Raw genomic sequence first — 20,158 nt, 5'->3', positions numbered from 1 at the left:
AAAATTATTAATTTAAAAGAAGGTATATTGCCTCCATTTCATCGCATACTACAATAGGTATGGATAATATGACTGGAGGGAATAAGATGGAACATGAGCAACATAGTTCGATAAATGATATTCTACATCATTATAAAGAAGGTATAGGTAGTTTTACAAATCAAATTCCTGAAATCGCTGAGACATATAATGCGTTTACGCAAGCTTGTTTTCAAGAGGGTGCTTTAACAAAAAGAGAAAAACAACTTATTGCATTAGGAATTAGTTTAGCAACGCAAGATGAGTATTGTACAATTTATCATACAAAAGGTTGTCTTGATCAAGGATGTTCGGATAAAGAGATTCTGGAAGCATGTGGTGTTTCAGCAGCATTTGCTGGCGGAGCTGCGATGAGTCAAGCGGTAACTTTAGTGCAAGAGTGTTTAACAGAACTGAAAAATCAAAAGCATTGAATAAAAAAACGTTTTAAACTTTATGTTTAAAACGTTTTTTTATGTGAAATTAAATTTGTATTCACTTTAGTATTCTATATCTTCATAAATCGAATTCTCTACATCAGGAAGAACTGTGTATATACTCTTACCGATTAAAGCTTCTAATTCTTTCTTAATTGCATAAAACCCTTTCCAATGTAAAGATGTATGAGATGTTGTACCATGACGCAAACCAACGGAAATTAATCTTCTTTCCAGCGTAGTAAAGCCATCCGCGTCAGCAAGAGCGTCACAAAGAGTAATTACTTTATTGTATAAGTCGTAGTTACTATGTTCATTCAATATTGCAACCAACCGGCTTTTCATATGGTCAGGAACGAGATGCCATTCCGCTGCGATATCTATATGTTCATTTTTACAGGGAAATGAGTGTGTCACACAAATAATGGCGTTTCCTGCATATCCTAAATCATTCATATACATATAACCATCATAGGAATGAATGACCGATTTGGTAAAACCTTTGTATCTTCCGATATCATGCAAAAGGGCAGCGTTATATGCTATGTCAGCATCTAGGTCATACCCTTTTTTTATAAGTTCTATAATTATGTTTTCAGTTGCATGAGCAACATGTAGTGAATGTTCAAACCAAGGGCCCGGGTTTTGTTCATATGCCCATTCGAGTAGTTCTTTTGCGTACGTTCTATCTAATATATATTTCATATCGTTATCCTCTCACAAAAAATCATATCTTAATATAAATTCATCTTATTATTTCATTATTCCTTCTTTAAAAATTGTTACAATGAAACAAAAGGGGGAAAAGTAATGCGAAATTTAGTAATTGAAGAAATTAAGCAACTAGAAAATGATATGGAAGAACTTTCGAAACTTTTGAAAACGGTTGTAAATGATGGGGCATCAATTGGTTTTTTGCCTCCACTGGAACAAAAAGACGCAACAAAGTATTGGCAAACAGTCATAGCGCCAGAAGTGATATTGTATGTAGCTAAAATAAACAACGAAGTAGCAGGGAGTATTCAATTACAATTAGTTACAAAGCCTAACGGAATTCATAGAGCCGAGATTTGCAAATTAATGACTCATCCAAACTTTAGACGTAACGGTATTGGACGATTGCTTATGCAAAAAGCAGAGGAACGAGCGAAGCAAGAAAACAGGTCTCTTTTAGTATTAGATACTAGAGAAGGAGATCCTTCCAATAAATTGTACAAATCATTAGACTACCAAGAAGTTGGAACAATACCAGGGTATGCAATTTCTCCGAATGGAAAGTTAGATGCTACGGTTCTTTATTATAAATGCATATAAATTGTGATTAAAAGGTTATCATACTGAATAATAAGAAACTATTTTAACACCGTCTATATTTTTCTGGCGGTGTTAAATAAATTTATTGATATAATCCATTTAACGCACTAAATGAATTTGAGAAAGTTTTTAGAGGGTTCTTTTAGTAATGATTCTCGTCTTATAATAAATGTAGAGAAGATGACTAGCCAACTATAGTTATTTTCGCTTTATTATCGGAAGGGGATGAAAGAATGAAAAAGAATAGTTTACAAAAGATGAAGAAAGTTATTTTAAGTGGTGGCGTATTACTTACGGGATTATTAACATTTGGATTTTCAGAAAAGGCTTCAGCTCATGGTTATGTAGAATCACCAGCGAGCCGATCTTATTTATGTAAGCAAGGGGTAAATGTAAATTGTGGACCGATTCAATATGAACCACAAAGTGTAGAAGGGATAGGGGGATTTCCGCAACTAGGACCTTCTGATGGACAAATTGCAGGGGCTGGTCATTTTCCTGCTTTAGATGTTCAAACTGTGGATAGGTGGAAGAAAGTTACGTTAAATGGCGGGACGAATACATTCAAGTGGAAACTAACTGCTCCTCATAGTACAAAAGAGTGGAAATATTATATTACGAAAAAAGGCTGGAATCCAAATAAACCTTTAACGCGATCAGATTTAGATTTAGTGCCATTCTATGTGAAAAATGACGGTGGGGCTAGACCAGGGACAACAGTAACGCATGAAGCAAATGTACCAACTGATCGTAGTGGATACCATCTTATTTTAGCTGTTTGGGAAATTGCAGACACTGGAAATGCGTTTTATCAAGTTATAGATGTAAACCTTGTGAATAATGGCTTAGCTTCAAATTTCGCTTTTAACAACGTAGTGCAAGCTCCTACACTATTTTAATTGAAACATATATTTCGATCATCTAATTCATTTTAGATGATTTTTTTTATGAAAATGATGAAAAATATAGAAGAAAGTGCAATTATTTATAAAAAAATATGCTTTAAATATTGTCATATTTGCTTCTTTAAGATATCCTTTTCATGAAGAGGTGGAAAACATGGAAAAAGTACTAGTTTTCGGGCATAAAAACCCAGATACAGATGCAATTTGTTCTGCAATTGCTTATGCAGAATTGAAAAAAGAATTAGGAATGAATGCTGAGCCTGTACGTTTAGGCGAAATCAGCGGTGAAACTCAATTTGCGTTAGACTATTTTAAAGTAGAAGGACCGCGTTTTGTTGAGACAGTAGCAAGCGAAGTGGACAACGTTATTTTAGTTGACCATAACGAGCGTCAACAAAGTGCTAACGATATCGAATCAGTTCGTGTGTTAGAAGTTATTGACCATCACCGTATTGCTAACTTTGAAACAAGCGATCCTATATACTATCGTTGTGAGCCAGTTGGATGTACAGCTACAATCTTAAACAAAATGTACAAAGAAAATGGCGTTACAATTCGTAAAGAAGTTGCAGGTTTAATGTTATCTGCAATTATTTCAGATTCTTTACTATTCAAATCTCCAACTTGCACAGAACAAGACGTAGCAGCTGCTCGTGAATTAGCGGAAATCGCTGGTGTAGATGCTGATAGCTACGGCTTAGAAATGTTAAAAGCTGGTGCTGACTTAAGCGGAAAAACAATGGAGCAATTAATCTCTCTTGACGCTAAAGAATTCCAAATGGGTAATGCGAAAGTTGAAATCGCACAAGTAAACGCTGTTGATACAAACGACGTTCTTGTACACCAAGCGGAACTTGAAAAAGTAATTTCTGCAGTAGTAGAAGAAAAAGGTTTAGACCTATTCTTATTCGTTGTAACTGATATCTTAACTAACGATTCTGTCGGTCTTGCGATCGGTAAAGCAGCAAACGTTGTTGAGAAAGCATACAACGTATCACTAGAAAACAACACAGCTACATTAAAAGGTGTTGTATCTCGTAAAAAACAAATCGTACCAGTATTAACAGAAGCATTCCAAGCTTAATTTTATTGAGTACACATAAACAGCAAGGACAAGTAGTCAGATTGGCTACTTGTCCTTTTTTATCTCTAAAAAACAGAAAATTAAATGCAGGATTTAATAATTATAGTGAGTATGCCTTTAAACAAAAAAATAGAGATTACAGTATTGAAGATTGTTTTAAGTTTCATGAGTCGATAGAAAAGTGTGTTGTACCAATTTGGAAACAGTTAGGAAGTTTTCTTAAAAAGAATCTTGATGTAAAAACGTATCGTCCCTGGGATCTTGCTCCTTGTAATTTGCAAAAATATCCATTTGAAAATTACATTAATTTATTGGATGGAATTGAAGAAATGTTGCGGAAGACAGATTCATGTTTTTATGAGGAATTTACTCATATAAGGAAAGCGGGATTAATTGACGTACAAGAACGGAAAAATAAAGCACCAGGAGCTGCTTGCTTTACCTTATCTCATAGTAAAGACGTTTTTGTTTATTCTAATTTTAGTTCTTCATTTTATGCGATTCATGCATTAATACATGAATTGGGGCATGCATTTCACTTTTATAAACAATTTAACAATGAAAGTAGTATGCAGGAAAGATACCTTCGTGAAGAGGTGGCGGAACTTTATTCCCTTAGTCTTGAATTACTATTAATGGATAAGCTTAATATTTTTTATACGCAAGAGGATGATTATAAAGAAGTACAGCAAGCTCAATTATATCGTACTTTATCGTTATTAATATCGTCAGTTTCAGGAGATGTATTCCAGCACTGGCTTTATACAAATCCAAACCATTCACCAGAAGAGCGAGATGAGAAATATATTGAACTATGTAAAAGGTATCAATATTCATCAGTTGATATTGCAGGAGTAGAGAATGAAATTGGTTCGAGTCATTTCACTTTGTTCAGTTTCCTTTTTATAAAATTGAATATGCAATTGCGCAAATAGGAGCGATGCAATTGTTTCAAATTTATCGAGAGAATCAGGAACAAGCGATTGCTTTCTTTAAAGAGGGAGCGAGTTCAGATTGGAATTTACCTATACAGGAAATATATATAAATACAGGTGTTGCGTTTGACTTTTCGGAAGAAAGGATACAAAGTACTGCAAGGGCTATTTTAGATTTGATTAACGAATTAAAATAAGGATAGCGTTAGCTATCCTTATAATCGTTTATTCGTAAGATTTTTTCTTGTTTATATAAAATGTGATTATCGCAGTAATGAAGAAAATAGGTATCGCATACACTTGCCCAACAAATAACTTCCAGCCGACATAATTATAGCCTTCAGATGCTGGGATGATAACGGAAATAACGCAAACGATAAAATAGACTAATAGTGCAGGGATAATATTTTTCATTTTTATGAACCTCCTTTTTAATTATATCTATACATCCTTATGTTAAAATTTATATTTAATATTTTGAAGAAAAAAAGCAAAAATTTTTATGGTATTATAATATTTGCAATGAGAGTGATCCATAGTACGCATATGGTAAAATGTGTAATTTTAGCTTTCGGAATTATTATATAGTATTTCGAGAGAAAAATGTACAAAATAACGAATTTTATTTACAGAAGTAAAGGGAGTAGAAATATATATGAAAAGGCTATGTATAATTCCTTGTGGAAAAAAGAAAATTTGGGATAAGCATTCAAACTACGGACCGATGGAAGCAAAAGATGTATATATTAGTCCGTTCGGAAAAGCATGTCAGGCATACGCAACTATGTTTTTCGAAAACTGGGTTATATTATCAGCGAAACATGGATTTTTAAGACCAAATGATATTGTATTAGAAAACTATGATCTTGCATTTGATTCAAAAAGCGATGAGGTAATAAGTATAGAGCAATTACAAAAACAGTTGGTAGATAAAAGTTTATTACAGTTTGACGAAATCGTCTTACTAGCAGGAAAAAAGCATAAAAAAGTAGTGACAAAGTTATATCCAGAAGAAATGATTACATATCCGCTAGAGGGGTGTAAAGGGATTGGGTATATGTTGCAGAGGTTGAAAGAAGCTGTGAAGGAAGGGGAGGAAATATAGGTGAAGTTTCAGTGATTTTAAACTCTATTTATTTAGGGAGCTTAGGCATCGCCGAAAGGGTGATGCTTTTTTGTTCGTGCCGTCAATTTTAGAAAATGTAGGGTGTATGGGTACAGTTAAGATTGTAAGTGGGAATAGCAATAAGACAAGTTTTGAATAGAATATTAAGAAAGGAGATGTTGATGAATAATGGCTAGATATAGTTTGCACGGAGGACATAATAGTATTGTTCAAGGTGCTAATTTCGGGAATCGGAAAGAACACGTTCTGGATAGGCAAGTTAAAGATGCCGTGGCGGCTAAGTTAAGAGCCTTAGGACACACGGTTTATGACGATACGGACGAGGTAGGAACAACTCAATCACAAAATTTAAATAATATCATTCGTAAAAGCAATTCCCATGCTGTGGATTTAGTTATTTCTTTTCATCTTAATGCAAGCGATGGAAATGGACAGGGTGTTGAGGTTCTGTATTATGATCAGAAAGACTTGGCGGCTAAAATCTCAGCTCAACTAGCAAAAGATATTGGATGGCGTGATCGAGGTGCAAAACAGCGTACAGATTTAGCGGTATTAAATGGGACGAAAGCACCTGCTATTCTTATAGAATTAGGATTTATTGATAATGAATCTGACATGGCAAAATGGAATGTTGATAAAATTGCTAATTCTATTGTGTTTGCTCTTACAGGACAAACTGGAGGAGGTACAGTGGATTTGCTCAAAGTAAAAACTGGCGGTGTAGCATTTAGTAATTTACAAGCTTTGGCTCAAGCGATGGTTGATGCGGGTATTGATGGACAAATTGTCGTTCAGAAAGATGGCATTGGTTATGCTATAACGAATGGCTATCCAGCTGGAAATATCGATAAATTTACAGCTTGGTTAGATGCGCGTAAGTGGTACTATGAGTATGTGAGATAAAGTAAAACTTTAATCAGTGGGTTAAAAATACAAGTTGGCTTTTATTATTTTAATGGCTCACGATAATATACTATGTAACCACAAATATGGACAATGTATATAATTAAAACCACCTATCAAAAAGGTGGTTTTAATTATATACTTTAGTTTTTTTGAATAATCATCTTTTAAATCTATAATAATATTCTATTTTTCGATACATAAGTTAAATTTTAAATCATTATCAATGAATACAAAATCTCTACTGCTAATTAAAAAACTGACTTGATTGTTTAAGGGATAAGAGCAAAAAATACAATCTCTGAATATGATAATAAAAAAGGGGATGATGAATAATGGGTTACATTGTAGATATTTCAAAATGGAATGGCAATATTAACTGGGATATCGCAGCCCCACAATTAGATTTCGTAATTGCACGTGTGCAAGATGGTTCAACTTATGTTGATCCTTTATATAATAATTATGTACAAGCAATGAAAGTAAGAAATATTCCGTTTGGTAATTATGCGTTCTGTCGTTTCGTTTCAGTAGAGGATGCACGGATAGAAGCAAGAGACTTTTGGAACCGTGGTGAAAAAAATGCCACAGTTTGGGTAGCTGACGTAGAAGTAAAAACAATGAATGATATGAGAGCGGGTGCACAAGCATTTATTGATGAATTACGTAGATTAGGAGCTAAGAAGGTCGGTTTATATATTGCTCATCATATGTATGCTCCATTTGGAATGGCAAATGTCAATTCTGATTTTGTATGGATTCCTCGTTATGGTGGTAACAAACCGGCGTATCCATGTGATATTTGGCAATACACAGAAACAGGGAATGTAGCTGGTATCGGAAAATGTGATTTAAATGAGCTAATTGGAAATAAACCGTTAGCTTGGTTTATAAATCAAACTGTTGAGCCAATAAAGAAACAAGAAGGGGTTGGAATTATAGTGAATAAATATAACAAAGTAGTTACTTATGAATTTGGTGTAAATTTAATTCCTGACATGATTCAAATGATGGATAAGCTTGGATATACTTCTAAAATAATATCTCCCGGAAATAACCAAGGACTTGTGTATTTCGAGACAGATTATCGTCAAGGGAACGAACTGGACAAAGTAACGGCTTGGTTAGATACGAAAGGAATTAAATTTTTTTATACAAAAGAGTAGTTTGCTAAATAAAAAGCCGTCATGTGACGGCTTTTTATTTTTATGTAATCTTCTAAATCTAGTTATAATATGGAGAAAATAGACTAATAAACAAGCCTTTGTATACTTTCAAACATAGAATATGATGAATTCTATTAAGGAGGAAGCATATCCATGGGGAATACTTGTCATTGTGGGCATTCCCGAAATTGTAATAAATTTTGGGATAATTTAATGTTTGGGAGATGTAGATGTAAACGCAGTGATTTTCACGAATGTTGTTGCAAAGAGAAACCGAAATGTGAGTGTGAAAAATGTCATTGTAAAACAAAACCGAAATGCCATTGTAGAGATGAAGATGAAGGGTATTAATAATAAAAAAGAGTACGATTGAAGTGACCCCTAAAAGTTAGACACGGTTATTTGATTAGGCAGCTTGATAAAAGTGAGTCCGGTATTGTACCGGGCTCATTTTTAATTTTGCCTTAATCCGTTTCGTATTATAATAATCTATATATTTTTCTAATTCTATTTTAAAGTGCTCTACATTTTCAAATTCTTTTATGTAGAGGAACTCCGATTTCATAATCCCAAAGAAATTTTCTATTACTGCGTTGTCGTAACAGTTGCCTTTTCGAGACATACTCTGGACGATAGCTCTTGATTCTAGTGTACGGACGTATTGTCTCATTTGATAATGCCATCCTTGATCCGAATGCATCAGTAGCTGGTGCGTTTCAGGTAAACGTTCCAATGCTTTCTCTAACATGTCTGAAACAAGCGAATACGTCGGTCTAGAACCAATTGTATAGGTAATAATTTCACCATTATACAAATCTAATACAGGTGATACATACAGTTTTTCTCCAAACAATTTAAACTCTGTGATGTCTGTTACCCACTTTTGATTCGGTGCATCTGTATGAAAATTACGCTCTAAAATATTAGGTGCAATTCTACCGACTTTTCCTTTATAGGATTTATATTTCTTCATACGCACAACACACTTTAACCCAAGCTCTTTCATAATGCGCTGAACCTTCTTGTGGTTCACTTTCTGGCCACGATTCGTTAATTCATCACGAATGCGACGGTAACCATAACGACCTTCATTTTCCTCATAAATCGCTTTAATCTCAGCTTTCAAATCGGCATCTACATCTGGACGATTCATTTTCTTTACTAAATCATAATACGTGCTTCGAGGAATAGTAGCTAGCTCCACGAGTGCCTTCACCGAATATTTATGCCTTAATTCATAGACTACTTGCGCTTTGTCTTGTTTTGTGATTTTTCCTTGTTTTGAACTAAGGCATTTAACTTTTTTAAGTACTCATTTTCCATCTCAAGCTGTTTAATGCGTGCTTCAAGTGCTTCGACTGACCCTTCAGCTAAATGTTGTTTTAATTGTTTATTTGAATCTTTTTTCATGGATGGACGCCCCTTTTTCTTAGATTGAAGGGCATCAATTCCTTGTGTTTCGAGCTGTTTTTTCCAAACAGAAATCGTTGAAGGGGCAGGAATATTAAAGATAGCTGCCGTCTCAAATAAGGACATACCGTTTTCAATCATAAAGTTTAGTACGTCTAGTTTAAATTGTTGTGTGTAATTTGTACATCGTTTTAGAAAAGCTTCCAGACCATTCTGTTTATATTGGTTTACCCAATTCAAAATGATTGTGTCACTTATACCGAGCGATCTACCCATTTCTCGATAACTTTCATTTCCGTTCAAATAACGTAGAACGATTTGTATTTTTTCATCAGCTGTAAATTTAGCCATAGAAAAACTGCACCTCCAATTGTTAGACTGTGTCTAACAATTGGGGTGCAGTTCAGATACGTACTCTTTTTTAGGGTGGTTATATTCCATCTTGAACAGATTTCTTTACAATTACCCATGTGTCTTTCTTTTTAACCGTTATAGCTACATTAGTTCCATTAGATTCCTTATAAAAGATATATCCATTGTTTGAGTTTACATATGTTACTGGCTCACCTATGCAATCTCGCGAGCAGGATTTGTTGACCAGTTCAATTAGGGATAGTTCGCTTGGATCGGTTTTACTTGCTTCTATAACAGCATCAAGGTTTGTTTTTCGATAACCTTGCAAGTTTATATGAAAAAGCTGCTCTATTTCTCCTGTAATGCTAGTATTCATTACTTCTACTGAATTCTTTTTTTCTTGAAGAAATCCGTTTTCATAAAGTAATTTTGTATATCCAATCCATGCTATTAATACTAGCATGAAAAACATACCCGTCATTTTAAGCGTTCGAAGTCGTTTACTTATAATTGTTTCTGAGTATTTCATTCAGTCTAATCCTCCAATGTTTTTAATTTAAAATATGCTTGGATACATACTTTTAGAAGAGGATGAGAATGAATGAGTTTTCAATAAAAAAGAAAACATCCAGAGCTAGATGCTTTCCTTTTTTGTATGTTTCGCTATCTGTTAGTTACTTGTTTCATCAGCGGTCTTATTTCTTTAACTGGTGGTTTCTTATCATAGGCATCAACGTAAGAAAAGTAGTAGTTTAAGTTTCTTAGAAGACCTTTTCCTATTTTTGCACTTAAGAAAGGAAATACTTGTCCAGTATAATCATCGAGAGATTTACAGTAATATTTTTCATCTAAATATATACTGTATTTACATGTTAGTTCTACTAAAGGATTCCCTTCATCATCAAATACTTCTTTAGAATCAATAATATCTATTAGTGCAAATTTTTCATTTAGGTAAACTTTCTTTTTTTTCTCGTGTTTATTTGTAAGTATAAAAACGAGCCCAATCGCGTTAATCAAACTATTTCCTCCTATAAAAAACGGATATTAATAAAATATATCGATATAAGCTAAATGTAAAGAGGAGAGGTGAAATATCATGGAGAGAAAGTTAAATAAGCCGATTTATGTTGGGGAATCGACTTATTTTATCAAGTATTACTTAGTAGTAATACCTACTCTGATTAACATTTCACTTTATTGAAATACTTGTGGGAATTGTTTTACGATTGCGTTTGTTATCATGTCGGCCATTTCTAATGCTTCTTTTTCAATTTTATCGTAAAGTTGTACTCCTGCTTCATAATCTTTATTTAGGAAGGTAAGTGCTTCTGCTTTCGTTAGTGCTAAATGTTCATAAAACATTTTTCGGAATTCTTCTTTTCCTATATATGGGTTGATGTTATTAAGAAACTCAACGATTTCATCACCATTAGCGTACCATTTTTTCTCTATAGCGGCAGCTGCATTTTGATTACCAGTTTTTGCGGCTTTAACAAGATCTGCTGCAATGACTAAGTGATCCTTAATTAATGCACTATATTTTTTTACTGCATCTTCACCGTAAAATGGTTCAAGTGATAGTCCCATATGTGTTGCGTTTTGTAGAAGTCGTCCAACAGTAACGTTAACATCGGGTAAATTAAATACAATACTTATAATAGCCAATCTCGTCCAAGCGACGTGTTGTTCCCATAAAGAACGCATATACCCTTTTAAAAAATTCTCGTTTTTACTAATTCGGTAGTTACGTACAGATAAATCATAGTTTACATAAGGGTTATGGTAGGGGGAGTAATACGATTGCCAATAAGAATACATAAATAGTAACACTCCTTTGAACATGTATAACTCAAAGTATGATATAGATTTATGTTTAGTTACGTGTCCTAGATTATTTTTAGGGAATTTTGAATTGGAGAAATTAGGTGAATGATCTTGTGGTATATATGAATAAATTGAATATAAAGTAAAAGAGGGTCTGCAAGGGAAGTTACAGACCCTCAAAAGGGTATTGCCGAGATGTCGGACTCGACTACGTAATGTTATCATAAAATTCTTTTGAAAAAACCTGGTAAATGTGTCCAAATGAAATTGGGACCTTAATAAAGTCAAAGAGACCTGCTTCCCGCGGCAGGCCCCATTAACTAGATAATGTCGATGAGCAAAAACTCATCTGGAGTACTTTCATAGTAACAAGTAAAATGTGTTTTGTGTATTGAGAAAGAAGAATTGCATAATTATATGTGAACAATTAAAATCCCAACAATTTATGATTATCATTAATTGTTGGGATTTAAATATGGTTATAAAATGGAAAAAAGACTTGGAAGTGAGATTGAGGTGTAGAAGTAAGTAATCATGAAAAAGACCTGCTAATATAAGCAGGTCAACTTAAGGGGTTTATCCAACAGATTATTATATATGGTAACAACTGAATTGTAGTAAGTCTATACATTTAATATTGAGAAAAATTCTGCGAATGATATATTTTTTGCGCATATATTAACATCTAAAAAGTTGAGAAAGAAAATTAAAAAGCTTTTTATAAGAGAATAATGGTTGGTACTTATAGTATGATTCATATTTCCACGCATCATTATTAGAGAATTGGAGTTGTGTTGTTTTCTTTTTTGCCGTGATGGAACTCATATTATGATGTTTCATATAGAAACCTCCTGAATTTATATGTATACGATTAGTAGTATTCAAGAAAGGGAAATAAAATGAATATTTAAATTGAAACTCTTTCTTCATGTTTACTGGATTTACGTTATAAATGTTGTAAAACATATAAAACATGGATGCTAATTCATATTAAATAGGTGGAGAAACATAGAATAATGAAAAAATAATAAGCATCTATTCATCTCTTTCAAGTCGCATAAGTGATTGATATAATAGAAGTAGATGAAAGATAAAGAAAAGCAGGTGACTCTTTTTTGTTTACTAAAGCACAAGAACTTTTAGCGTCCTACTTTGGTTATTCTTCGTTTCGAAGAGGACAAGATGAAACAATTAAAAATGTACTAGATGGGAAAGATACAGTATGTATTATGCCAACGGGTGGCGGTAAGTCGATTTGTTATCAAATTCCGGCATTAGTATTTGAAGGAACGACGTTGGTTATATCGCCTTTAATATCACTTATGAAGGATCAAGTAGATACATTGGTACAGAATGGCATTTCAGCTACATATATTAATAGTTCTATTTCTATTGCCGAAGCAAATCAGCGAATTCAATTAGCGAAACAAGGACATTACAAATTACTTTATGTCGCGCCTGAGCGTCTTGATTCGATGGAGTTTGTTGACCAACTTATCGATATGAAAATCCCTATGATTGCGATTGATGAAGCACACTGTATTTCACAGTGGGGACATGATTTCCGTCCAAGTTATTTACATATACATCGCATATTAGATTATCTTCCAGAAAAACCGCTCGTATTAGCATTAACAGCAACAGCAACACCGCAAGTACGTGAGGACATTTGTAACACACTTGAAATTAATCAAGAAAATACAATTATGACAACGTTTGAGCGTGAGAACTTATCGTTTTCTGTCATTAAAGGGCAAGATCGAAATGCATATTTGGCGGATTATATTCGTCAAAATCAAAAGGAATCTGGGATTATATATGCAGCTACTAGAAAAGTAGTCGATCAGTTATATGAAGATTTAATGAAGGCTGGAGTTTCTGTATCAAAATATCATGCTGGTATGAGTGATAGTGATCGAAATGAGCAACAAGAACTCTTTTTACGAGATGAAGTAAGTGTAATGGTAGCAACATCTGCATTCGGGATGGGTATTGATAAATCGAATATTCGTTACGTAATTCATTATCAGCTTCCAAAAAATATGGAAAGTTACTATCAAGAAGCAGGACGTGCTGGTCGTGACGGATTAGATAGTACATGTATATTGTTATATTCTTCTCAAGATGTACAAGTACAGCGTTTTTTAATTGATCAATCAACTGGAGAATCACGTTTTTCAAATGAACTTGAAAAATTGCAAAATATGACCGATTACTGTCATACAGAACAATGTTTACAATCATTCATTTTGCAATACTTTGGAGAAGAACCGAAAGAAGATTGTGGACGCTGTGGTAATTGTACAGACGATCGCGAGAGCATTGATGTGACAAGGGAATCACAAATGGTTTTATCATGCATGATTAGAACGAACCAACGCTTTGGGAAGCAAATGATAGCGCAAGTATTAACGGGGTCGAAAAATAAGAAAGTTATTGAATTTAATTTTCATACTTTACCAACGTATGGGCTTTTATCGAACCGTAGTGTAAAAGAGGTCAGTGAGTTTATTGAGTTTTTAATTTCAGATGAGTTAATTGCAGTTGAACATGGCACTTATCCGACGTTAAAAGTAACAGAAAAAGGGAAAGAAGTATTACTTGGTAAAGAGAATGTTTTACGAAAAGAACGAGTAGAGACAAGACAAATTGTACAAGACCATCCTTTATTTGAAGTGCTTCGTGAAGTACGTAAAGAAATTGCACAAGGAGAAGGTGTACCTCCGTTCGTTATTTTCTCTGACCAAACATTAAAAGATATGTGCGTGAAAATGCCGCAAAGTGATTCCGAATTGTTGACGGTAAAAGGTATCGGAGAACACAAACTTGTGAAATATGGCTCGCACTTCTTACAAGCAGTTCAGCATTTTATTGAGGAAAATCCAAATTACGCTGAAACGATTAAGACAGAAGTAGTTGCAGAGCGTAAAAAGTCAGGAAAAGCGTCCGCAAATTCTCATTTAGAAACGTATGAAATGTATAAACAAGGTATTGATTTGAATGAGATTGCAAAAGAACGTAACTTATCAAGACAAACAATCGAAAACCATTTAATTCGCTGCTACGAGGATGGAATGGAAGTAGAGTGGCAAAGTTTTGTTCCAGCAGAGTATGAATCTCTTATTGAAACTGCCGTTCAAAATGCTGAGGGTGGTCTGAAATCTATTAAAGAACAGCTTCCGAATGAAGTGAGTTACTTTATGATTCGTGCTTATTTACAAATAAGAAAGTAGAGACATATAAAGGGGATAAGATTTTATGTATCATGTTTTCGTTTATGGCACGTTAAGAAGAGGACAAACGAATGCTCATTATATGTTAGGTGCAACGTGCATTGCAGACAGAGCTTGGACATATGGAAAATTATTTGATACGAATGAAGGATATCCGGCTATGACTTATTCGATTGAAGAAAAGGTGTATGGAGAAGTTTATGTAGTAAATGATGAGATATTGTGTAAGTTAGATGAACTAGAAGAATATACAGGTAATGCGGAGACCGATTTATATGATCGAATCACGCAAACAGTATATGTTGCTGATAGGGAAATAGAAGCATATGTGTATATCGCTCAAGATAAAAAGATGATATTGAAAGTTATTGATTCTGGTGACTGGGTGGAGTATCAAAAAGAAAAATAAAAGTAGCTAAAGAGTAGATAGTGGAATAATCCATTATCTACTCTTTATACTTTCACTTTCAAAATTCTTATTATTTTGATGAATTGTAAATATAGGGAAATCAAAAGGAGGATTTTTCATGGGCATTAGAAATTTAGTTTCTCACCTGTAACAGAAAAATAATTTGCAGGAGGAGAATAATAATGAACGAATTAAATGTAAAAGAATTTTATAAAAAACAATTTGAACTAATAAGCTATGATATAAATAATGAAAATTGGTTACAGGAAGTTGCTAAAGAAGTGCAAGAACAAGTTGGATATCCAATTCAGACGATGTTAGAACTAGGAGCTGGAAATGGCGGATTTGCAAGGGCGATGTCTAATTTGAATGTAAAAATGACTACTGTTGAGCTTGTACCGGAGTTAGCTATGTTTGCAAAAGAACATGCTACTAATGATATTGAGGTTCATTGCGCCGATTTTTATAAAATTAACTTTAAAGAAAAGTTTGATGTTGTTATTTATTTAGACGGATTTGGTGTAGGAACAGATGAGGAACAATTGATTCTATTAAAACGAATTAAAAATTGGATGATGGATGATGGATGTGCACTTATTGATATTTATCAACCGTTATATTGGGAAAAGGCCAATGGACAAGAAATGCCGATAGGTTCTGCAATGCGAAAGTATGAATATGATAGTGAAAATGCAAGAATGCTAGACCATTGGTGGGAAATAGATTCTTCAAATGATATCGTGACACAATCTTTACGCTGCTATGCTGTAGGTGAGATTAGTAATTTATGTGCCGAGGCTCATTTAAGTATAGTTGGGATTTTCCCAGGAGGAGCGCATGATTTTGAAGCTGGGAAATATAAAGAGCGATCCTCTTTAAATGAATGTTTATCATATCGAATAAAAGTAAAAAAGAGTAGGGATTAAATCCTTACTCTTTTTACTTTTATTGTGTGAATAATTGTCGTTTTTGTATACATCAATTTAATATATGTGTAGTTGTGTGATTTAAATGTTGCATATTCTTTTTAAATTAGAAAGATGAAAAGTAAGTTTTTTCGGAAAATTTAAATAGAAACTATTGACTTTATGATTGGATTTTTAATACAATGATACTTCGACTGAAAAATTAGAACGGACAGGAGGGAATCGTCGAAATGAGCAACATATTTGAAGATGAGTTACAAAAAATGAAGGATACTTTGCATACGATGGATGAGCAATTGGATAAGCTTGAAAAAATCCCAGTTTATTATGGAGAAGATTTTAAGGAGCAAATTCTTGAAAGTATGAGAGAGTCTAATAGACAAAATTTACGTATTGGTGTGCAAGAGCCGTACTTTGGAAGGTTAGATTTTCAGGAAGATGGTAAAGAAGCAGCTATGCCGATTTATATTGGAAAAGTAGGGGTTTCGGATATGGACACGATGAAACCAATCATTATTGATTGGAGAGCACCTGTCGCAAGTATGTTTTATTCATTTACCGGTGGAGAAGAATTAGCATTTTATCAATCACCAGATGGGTTAGTAGAAGGTGATGTGTATTTAAAACGAAACATTTCTATTCGAAAAAGAGAACTTGAACGTGTCGTTGATACATATGTAAAAGGAAATGAAGATGTATCACATGCCGATGATTTTCTTCTATATCGATTAGGTGAGAATAAAGATAATAAACTAAAGGATATTGTTTCAACGATTCAATCGGAACAAAATGATATTATTCGTGCGGAAAGAAACTTGCCATTATTAATTCAAGGGGTTGCAGGGAGCGGAAAGACAACAATTGCTTTACATCGCCTTGCTTTTTTGATTTATGAATATCGTGAGCAGCTAGAAGCTGAGAGAATGATCGTATTTGCGCCGAATAGTCTGTTTTTAGACTATATTTCGAGTGTACTTCCTGAATTAGGTGTAGGGAATATTAGTCAAACAACGTTTCCGGATTGGGCATTACGTACGTTAGATGATTCAGTGAAACTAAAGCAGACAGAAGAAAAATTGAAAGAAGCATTTTCAATTAATCGTGATGAAGAAAAGGTTATGCTCGGTAAATTGAAAGGTACACTGGAATTTAAGTTCTTTATTGAAGAGAGAATGATTCAATTTGAAAATGAATTAATACCAACAAGTGATTTTGAGGCATGGGACAAAGCTACTATTCCAGTAGAAGACATAAAAAAATGGATGCAAGTTGAATATAAACATTATCCATTAAAGAAAAGAAGAGAAAGATTAGTCGGCCGAATGAAGCGCTGGATTGAAATTGAACTGAAAAAGTATGGAGAAACAAACGAGAAGAAATTATTAAAAAAAGAAGCGACAAAGAGATTGAACACTTATATGAAGTTTTGGCCGAAAATGAGCCCACTTTCACTATATAGTTCAATATTGAAAAGTAAAGAAATACTCGAAGTATTGCCTGAAGAACTTGTGAAAGAAACTGAAAAGAGTTGTCGTAAAAAAGAAGTGTATGTAGAAGATTTACCAGCTTTAATTTACATACATCACCGCATAACAGGTATTGAAATCGGACAGAAATTCCATCACGTCGTTATTGATGAAGCGCAAGATTTTCCACCATTCCAAGTTTATGTATTAAAAGAAATTACACTAGGTAATTCTTTTACTATATTAGGTGATTTATCTCAAGCAATTTATGATTATCAAGGAATTGAAGATTGGAGTGCTTTTAAAGAAGTATTCCAAGAAACAGGTTATTATGAACTGACGAGAAGTTATCGTTCTACAAAAGAAATTATAGAATTTGCGAACGAAATAATTAAAAATGCAGAGATTCCAGTTGGGCTCGCAACACCAGTTTTTCGCAGTGGTGAAGATGTTAAGGTAATCCATGCAGAAGATCAATTTAATGAGATTATGAAGACGTTAAAACATCTACAAAACGAAGATGTGAAAACCATTGCGGTAATAGGAAGAACAGACGATGAATGCCGCGATATATATGAGAAATTAACAAAAGCAGGATTGGCTGTAAACGTTATTGAAGCAGATCAAAGTAAATATGAAGGTGGTATTTCAGTAGTACCTGTCTATTTAGCGAAAGGTTTAGAATTTGATGCGGTGCTTTTAATTGATGTGGATGAAGAACATTACAAAAACACAAAACATGATGCAAAGTTACTATATGTCGGATGTACGAGATCACTTCATGATTTATGGATTTTCCATAGTGGGGAAGCGTCACCTTTAATTAAAGGATTAAAATAAAGTGAAACTATAATCAGTGGGGAGTTTTACTGCAAGCTAATCTGGGATAAATATAAAAAGAGGATTTTCTAGTACTGTATGAAAATCCTCTTTTTTATATTGAAATGGTAGATGTGTAAAATGACAATAAAGTTATTTAATTTTAAAACCTAAAACAAGTATAACCCCGCTCTAAATTTAGGACGGGGTTAAAACATAGTTATTTAATTTTCGATATAAGATACTTCACTGTACTTAAAAATATAACAATAAAGTCGTTTGAAAATCTAAGTTTTATTCAACAATATCGCCCATTGTTGAATAATGTTCAATTTTAAACGAATAAAGCCATTAATATTAAATTTTGATAGCTATCATCCAATTTTACACCCTTTGCTTTTTTACCCTCTTCAAAGAAGCCTAGATTCTTATATAACTGGATTGCACCTAGATTATCTTCCATTACCTCAAGACAAACTTTTTCAATCTTACTGTTATTTTTAGCCCAATTGATTAACGTTTCTAGAAGAGCTCTTCCAATACCATAATTTCGATATTCAGGTAGTATGGTCATCGCAAAAGCCCCTTGATGACTAATTTTTTCTTTGTTTCCGTTCTTAAAATCTATTGCACCGACTAACTTACCATCAACTTCAGCAATAAACTGTACATAATTTGGATTTTCATGATAAGCTTTTAACGTTTTTTGAATAGCATCGATACGCACCTTTTTTACATCCTCAACCGTACTTAGCGTGTATGGAGCGTTTATTAAAGCTTTTGAAGCAGAATCTAGTATTCTTTCTGCATCCTGTTCTTTAGCTTCTCTAATTATTACTGTTTTTCCATCCTTAGATTTATAAGTAAAAACATTAGTTGATAAGATACTACACACACCCTTTCGGAATATAATTAATTAAAATTTTTAACTGTTTCGCGATTCTTAAGTAAGAAAAAGTCGTATCACCTTTTTCTGCATTCGCTCTGCTTCAACTTAATAACGATTATTTCAAATGTTTCTAATTTTTACAATAATTTATTCCGTTATATAACCCGATTTTTGAATAACATGACTGGCGTTTTTTAAACAAATTCATTATCTCTGTACAAGATGAATTAACGACTTGAGCTGTTGTATAAATAATATACAATGACCTTTTCTAATTCCTTAGTTTGTCCTTTTTCCCGTATACGAACGGCATCTACTGGAATTTGTGTATGTTTTAACCAATCTAGAATAAGGTGTAGTTGTACTTGTATTTGACCAATGTGTAGCTTCTTTATGTTCTTATTCTGAATTCTATTAATTAATTGCAGCATATAGGGAAGTTTTTCTATACATTCGCTTAAATCTCCGCAATAACCTGAAGGGAATTCATTTGTACCAAATTCTAAAGTATTGATGTAATTAGAAACTAGGTATATCATGGCTTTTTGTTCGGTATAACCACCTAATTCAATCGCTTTTCGAAGGGATTTTTCTAAATCGTCTTCTTTATTGCTAGAGTCCATATAAATTCCTATCCATCTAAAAGGTCTTGAATCAATCGGATTGTTTTCTGTCCATCTATATAGAATATCAATTAGAAAACTATTTAGTGAGAAAGTTAAGACCTCATCTTTTTCGTTTAATGCATCTAAAATAGTAAACAGCGAAATGGCAAACTCTTCTTGATCTTTTGATTCCCATTTCTTTGCATTTGAAATAAATGTCTCTAAATGTTTATAAGCTAATTTTCGAAGTCCCGCTTCGCGATGCTGACAGTAACAAATAAAATCATGCCAATGTTCATTTGTATTCATATTTATAATAATGGTTTGTAATG

Annotated in this window: 20 protein-coding genes and 1 pseudogene; 13 read left to right on the top strand and 8 right to left on the bottom strand. The window is 33.4% G+C overall.

All coding sequences use genetic code 11. The annotated features are described in order from the left end of the window. Positions 1-59 precede the first annotated feature (59 nt). A complete protein-coding gene (locus NZ044_RS13970) occupies positions 60-452 on the top strand; it encodes a carboxymuconolactone decarboxylase family protein (RefSeq protein WP_001999958.1) in 393 nt (130 codons plus the stop codon). Positions 453-518: 66 nt separating this feature from the next. On the opposite strand, the gene NZ044_RS13965 is transcribed toward NZ044_RS13970, so the two are convergent. Continuing rightward, entirely contained in the window at positions 519-1,160 is a 642-nt protein-coding gene (locus NZ044_RS13965; RefSeq protein WP_000874108.1) for an HD domain-containing protein, read from the bottom strand. A gap of 105 nt (positions 1,161-1,265) precedes the next feature. On the opposite strand from NZ044_RS13965, the gene NZ044_RS13960 reads away from it, so the two are divergent. From NZ044_RS13960 to NZ044_RS13945, 4 genes and pseudogenes are all read left to right on the top strand, one after another. Beyond that, complete coding sequence (locus tag NZ044_RS13960; RefSeq protein ID WP_001245261.1) at positions 1,266-1,769, top strand: GNAT family N-acetyltransferase; 504 nt, start codon at positions 1,266-1,268, stop codon at positions 1,767-1,769. A gap of 233 nt (positions 1,770-2,002) precedes the next feature. Then, the gene (locus NZ044_RS13955; protein WP_000742282.1) at positions 2,003-2,668 is read left to right on the top strand and encodes a lytic polysaccharide monooxygenase; all 666 of its coding nucleotides are present in this window, start codon (positions 2,003-2,005) and stop codon (positions 2,666-2,668) included. Between the two features lie 160 nt (positions 2,669-2,828). Continuing rightward, positions 2,829-3,758: a manganese-dependent inorganic pyrophosphatase gene (gene ppaC, locus NZ044_RS13950; RefSeq protein ID WP_000416871.1), complete on the top strand. Its 930-nt coding sequence runs from the start codon at positions 2,829-2,831 to the stop codon at positions 3,756-3,758. 71 nt (positions 3,759-3,829) lie between these two features. Next, a pseudogene (locus NZ044_RS13945) lies at positions 3,830-4,890 on the top strand (M3 family oligoendopeptidase); the annotation flags it as partial. 28 nt (positions 4,891-4,918) lie between these two features. On the opposite strand, the gene NZ044_RS13940 reads toward NZ044_RS13945, so the two are convergent. Then, positions 4,919-5,107, bottom strand: coding sequence for a DUF4017 family protein (locus NZ044_RS13940; protein WP_000789485.1), 189 nt, complete (start codon positions 5,105-5,107; stop codon positions 4,919-4,921). Between the two features lie 241 nt (positions 5,108-5,348). Between NZ044_RS13940 and NZ044_RS13935 the strand changes: the two genes are divergently transcribed. The 4 genes from NZ044_RS13935 (at position 5,349) to NZ044_RS13920 (ending at position 8,261) form a co-directional block, all read left to right on the top strand. Next, the gene (locus tag NZ044_RS13935; protein WP_000824878.1) at positions 5,349-5,798 is read left to right on the top strand and encodes a DUF6884 domain-containing protein; all 450 of its coding nucleotides are present in this window, start codon (positions 5,349-5,351) and stop codon (positions 5,796-5,798) included. Between the two features lie 189 nt (positions 5,799-5,987). After that, positions 5,988-6,722, top strand: coding sequence for an N-acetylmuramoyl-L-alanine amidase (locus NZ044_RS13930; protein ID WP_000135285.1), 735 nt, complete (start codon positions 5,988-5,990; stop codon positions 6,720-6,722). 335 nt (positions 6,723-7,057) lie between these two features. Continuing rightward, complete coding sequence (locus NZ044_RS13925) at positions 7,058-7,888, top strand: GH25 family lysozyme (protein WP_000540626.1); 831 nt, start codon at positions 7,058-7,060, stop codon at positions 7,886-7,888. A gap of 217 nt (positions 7,889-8,105) precedes the next feature. Continuing rightward, the gene (locus NZ044_RS13920; protein ID WP_194841845.1) at positions 8,106-8,261 is read left to right on the top strand and encodes a hypothetical protein; all 156 of its coding nucleotides are present in this window, start codon (positions 8,106-8,108) and stop codon (positions 8,259-8,261) included. A gap of 33 nt (positions 8,262-8,294) precedes the next feature. Here the strand turns inward: NZ044_RS13920 and NZ044_RS13915 are convergent. From NZ044_RS13915 to NZ044_RS13900, 4 genes are all read right to left on the bottom strand, one after another. After that, positions 8,295-9,649 (bottom strand): IS3 family transposase gene (locus tag NZ044_RS13915; protein ID WP_085959122.1). Its coding sequence is split into 2 segments (ribosomal slippage): positions 8,295-9,196 and positions 9,196-9,649, totalling 1,356 coding nucleotides; the frame shifts between segments, so codons are not numbered across the junction. Positions 9,650-9,728: 79 nt separating this feature from the next. Beyond that, on the bottom strand, positions 9,729-10,181 hold the full coding sequence (locus NZ044_RS13910) for a hypothetical protein (protein WP_063675447.1): 453 nt from the start codon (positions 10,179-10,181) through the stop codon (positions 9,729-9,731). Positions 10,182-10,315: 134 nt separating this feature from the next. Continuing rightward, the gene (locus NZ044_RS13905) at positions 10,316-10,672 is read right to left on the bottom strand and encodes a hypothetical protein (RefSeq protein ID WP_000606231.1); all 357 of its coding nucleotides are present in this window, start codon (positions 10,670-10,672) and stop codon (positions 10,316-10,318) included. A gap of 177 nt (positions 10,673-10,849) precedes the next feature. Continuing rightward, positions 10,850-11,473, bottom strand: coding sequence for a hypothetical protein (locus tag NZ044_RS13900; RefSeq protein ID WP_000287735.1), 624 nt, complete (start codon positions 11,471-11,473; stop codon positions 10,850-10,852). 1,121 nt (positions 11,474-12,594) lie between these two features. On the opposite strand from NZ044_RS13900, the gene recQ reads away from it, so the two are divergent. The 4 genes from recQ (at position 12,595) to NZ044_RS13880 (ending at position 18,353) form a co-directional block, all read left to right on the top strand. Further along, positions 12,595-14,712 carry a DNA helicase RecQ gene (recQ, locus tag NZ044_RS13895; RefSeq protein WP_000494275.1) on the top strand — a complete coding sequence of 706 codons (2,118 nt, stop codon included), beginning with the start codon at positions 12,595-12,597 and terminating at the stop codon, positions 14,710-14,712. A 25-nt stretch (positions 14,713-14,737) separates the two neighbouring features. Next, positions 14,738-15,121: a gamma-glutamylcyclotransferase family protein gene (locus tag NZ044_RS13890; RefSeq protein ID WP_000274901.1), complete on the top strand. Its 384-nt coding sequence runs from the start codon at positions 14,738-14,740 to the stop codon at positions 15,119-15,121. Between the two features lie 182 nt (positions 15,122-15,303). Then, positions 15,304-16,047: a class I SAM-dependent methyltransferase gene (locus NZ044_RS13885; protein ID WP_001004294.1), complete on the top strand. Its 744-nt coding sequence runs from the start codon at positions 15,304-15,306 to the stop codon at positions 16,045-16,047. Between the two features lie 230 nt (positions 16,048-16,277). Then, positions 16,278-18,353, top strand: coding sequence for a HelD family protein (locus NZ044_RS13880; protein WP_098506166.1), 2,076 nt, complete (start codon positions 16,278-16,280; stop codon positions 18,351-18,353). 313 nt (positions 18,354-18,666) lie between these two features. Here NZ044_RS13880 and NZ044_RS13875 read toward each other — a convergent pair whose 3' ends face one another. Next, complete coding sequence (locus NZ044_RS13875; RefSeq protein ID WP_340949801.1) at positions 18,667-19,227, bottom strand: GNAT family N-acetyltransferase; 561 nt, start codon at positions 19,225-19,227, stop codon at positions 18,667-18,669. 221 nt (positions 19,228-19,448) lie between these two features. After that, the gene (locus NZ044_RS13870; RefSeq protein WP_001095278.1) at positions 19,449-20,135 is read right to left on the bottom strand and encodes a hypothetical protein; all 687 of its coding nucleotides are present in this window, start codon (positions 20,133-20,135) and stop codon (positions 19,449-19,451) included. Between the last annotated feature and the right edge of the window lie 23 nt (positions 20,136-20,158).

This window comes from Bacillus sp. FSL K6-1338 (genome assembly GCF_038006965.1).
Lineage (GTDB): Bacteria > Bacillota > Bacilli > Bacillales > Bacillaceae_G > Bacillus_A > Bacillus_A thuringiensis_S.
This window is presented reverse-complemented; position numbering and strand designations above follow the sequence as displayed.

Coding starts and splice junctions, on each gene's coding strand:
- NZ044_RS13940 (WP_000789485.1), bottom strand. CDS start 5,107: ATGAAAAATATTATCCCTGCACTATTAGTCTATTTTATCGTTTGCGTT.
- NZ044_RS13910 (WP_063675447.1), bottom strand. CDS start 10,181: ATGAAATACTCAGAAACAATTATAAGTAAACGACTTCGAACGCTTAAA.
- NZ044_RS13960 (WP_001245261.1), top strand. CDS start 1,266: ATGCGAAATTTAGTAATTGAAGAAATTAAGCAACTAGAAAATGATATG.
- NZ044_RS13970 (WP_001999958.1), top strand. CDS start 60: ATGGATAATATGACTGGAGGGAATAAGATGGAACATGAGCAACATAGT.
- NZ044_RS13880 (WP_098506166.1), top strand. CDS start 16,278: ATGAGCAACATATTTGAAGATGAGTTACAAAAAATGAAGGATACTTTG.
- NZ044_RS13885 (WP_001004294.1), top strand. CDS start 15,304: ATGAACGAATTAAATGTAAAAGAATTTTATAAAAAACAATTTGAACTA.
- NZ044_RS13935 (WP_000824878.1), top strand. CDS start 5,349: ATGAAAAGGCTATGTATAATTCCTTGTGGAAAAAAGAAAATTTGGGAT.
- NZ044_RS13925 (WP_000540626.1), top strand. CDS start 7,058: ATGGGTTACATTGTAGATATTTCAAAATGGAATGGCAATATTAACTGG.
- NZ044_RS13930 (WP_000135285.1), top strand. CDS start 5,988: ATGGCTAGATATAGTTTGCACGGAGGACATAATAGTATTGTTCAAGGT.
- NZ044_RS13900 (WP_000287735.1), bottom strand. CDS start 11,473: ATGTATTCTTATTGGCAATCGTATTACTCCCCCTACCATAACCCTTAT.
- NZ044_RS13870 (WP_001095278.1), bottom strand. CDS start 20,135: ATGAATACAAATGAACATTGGCATGATTTTATTTGTTACTGTCAGCAT.
- NZ044_RS13890 (WP_000274901.1), top strand. CDS start 14,738: ATGTATCATGTTTTCGTTTATGGCACGTTAAGAAGAGGACAAACGAAT.
- NZ044_RS13965 (WP_000874108.1), bottom strand. CDS start 1,160: ATGAAATATATATTAGATAGAACGTACGCAAAAGAACTACTCGAATGG.
- NZ044_RS13955 (WP_000742282.1), top strand. CDS start 2,003: ATGAAAAAGAATAGTTTACAAAAGATGAAGAAAGTTATTTTAAGTGGT.
- ppaC (WP_000416871.1), top strand. CDS start 2,829: ATGGAAAAAGTACTAGTTTTCGGGCATAAAAACCCAGATACAGATGCA.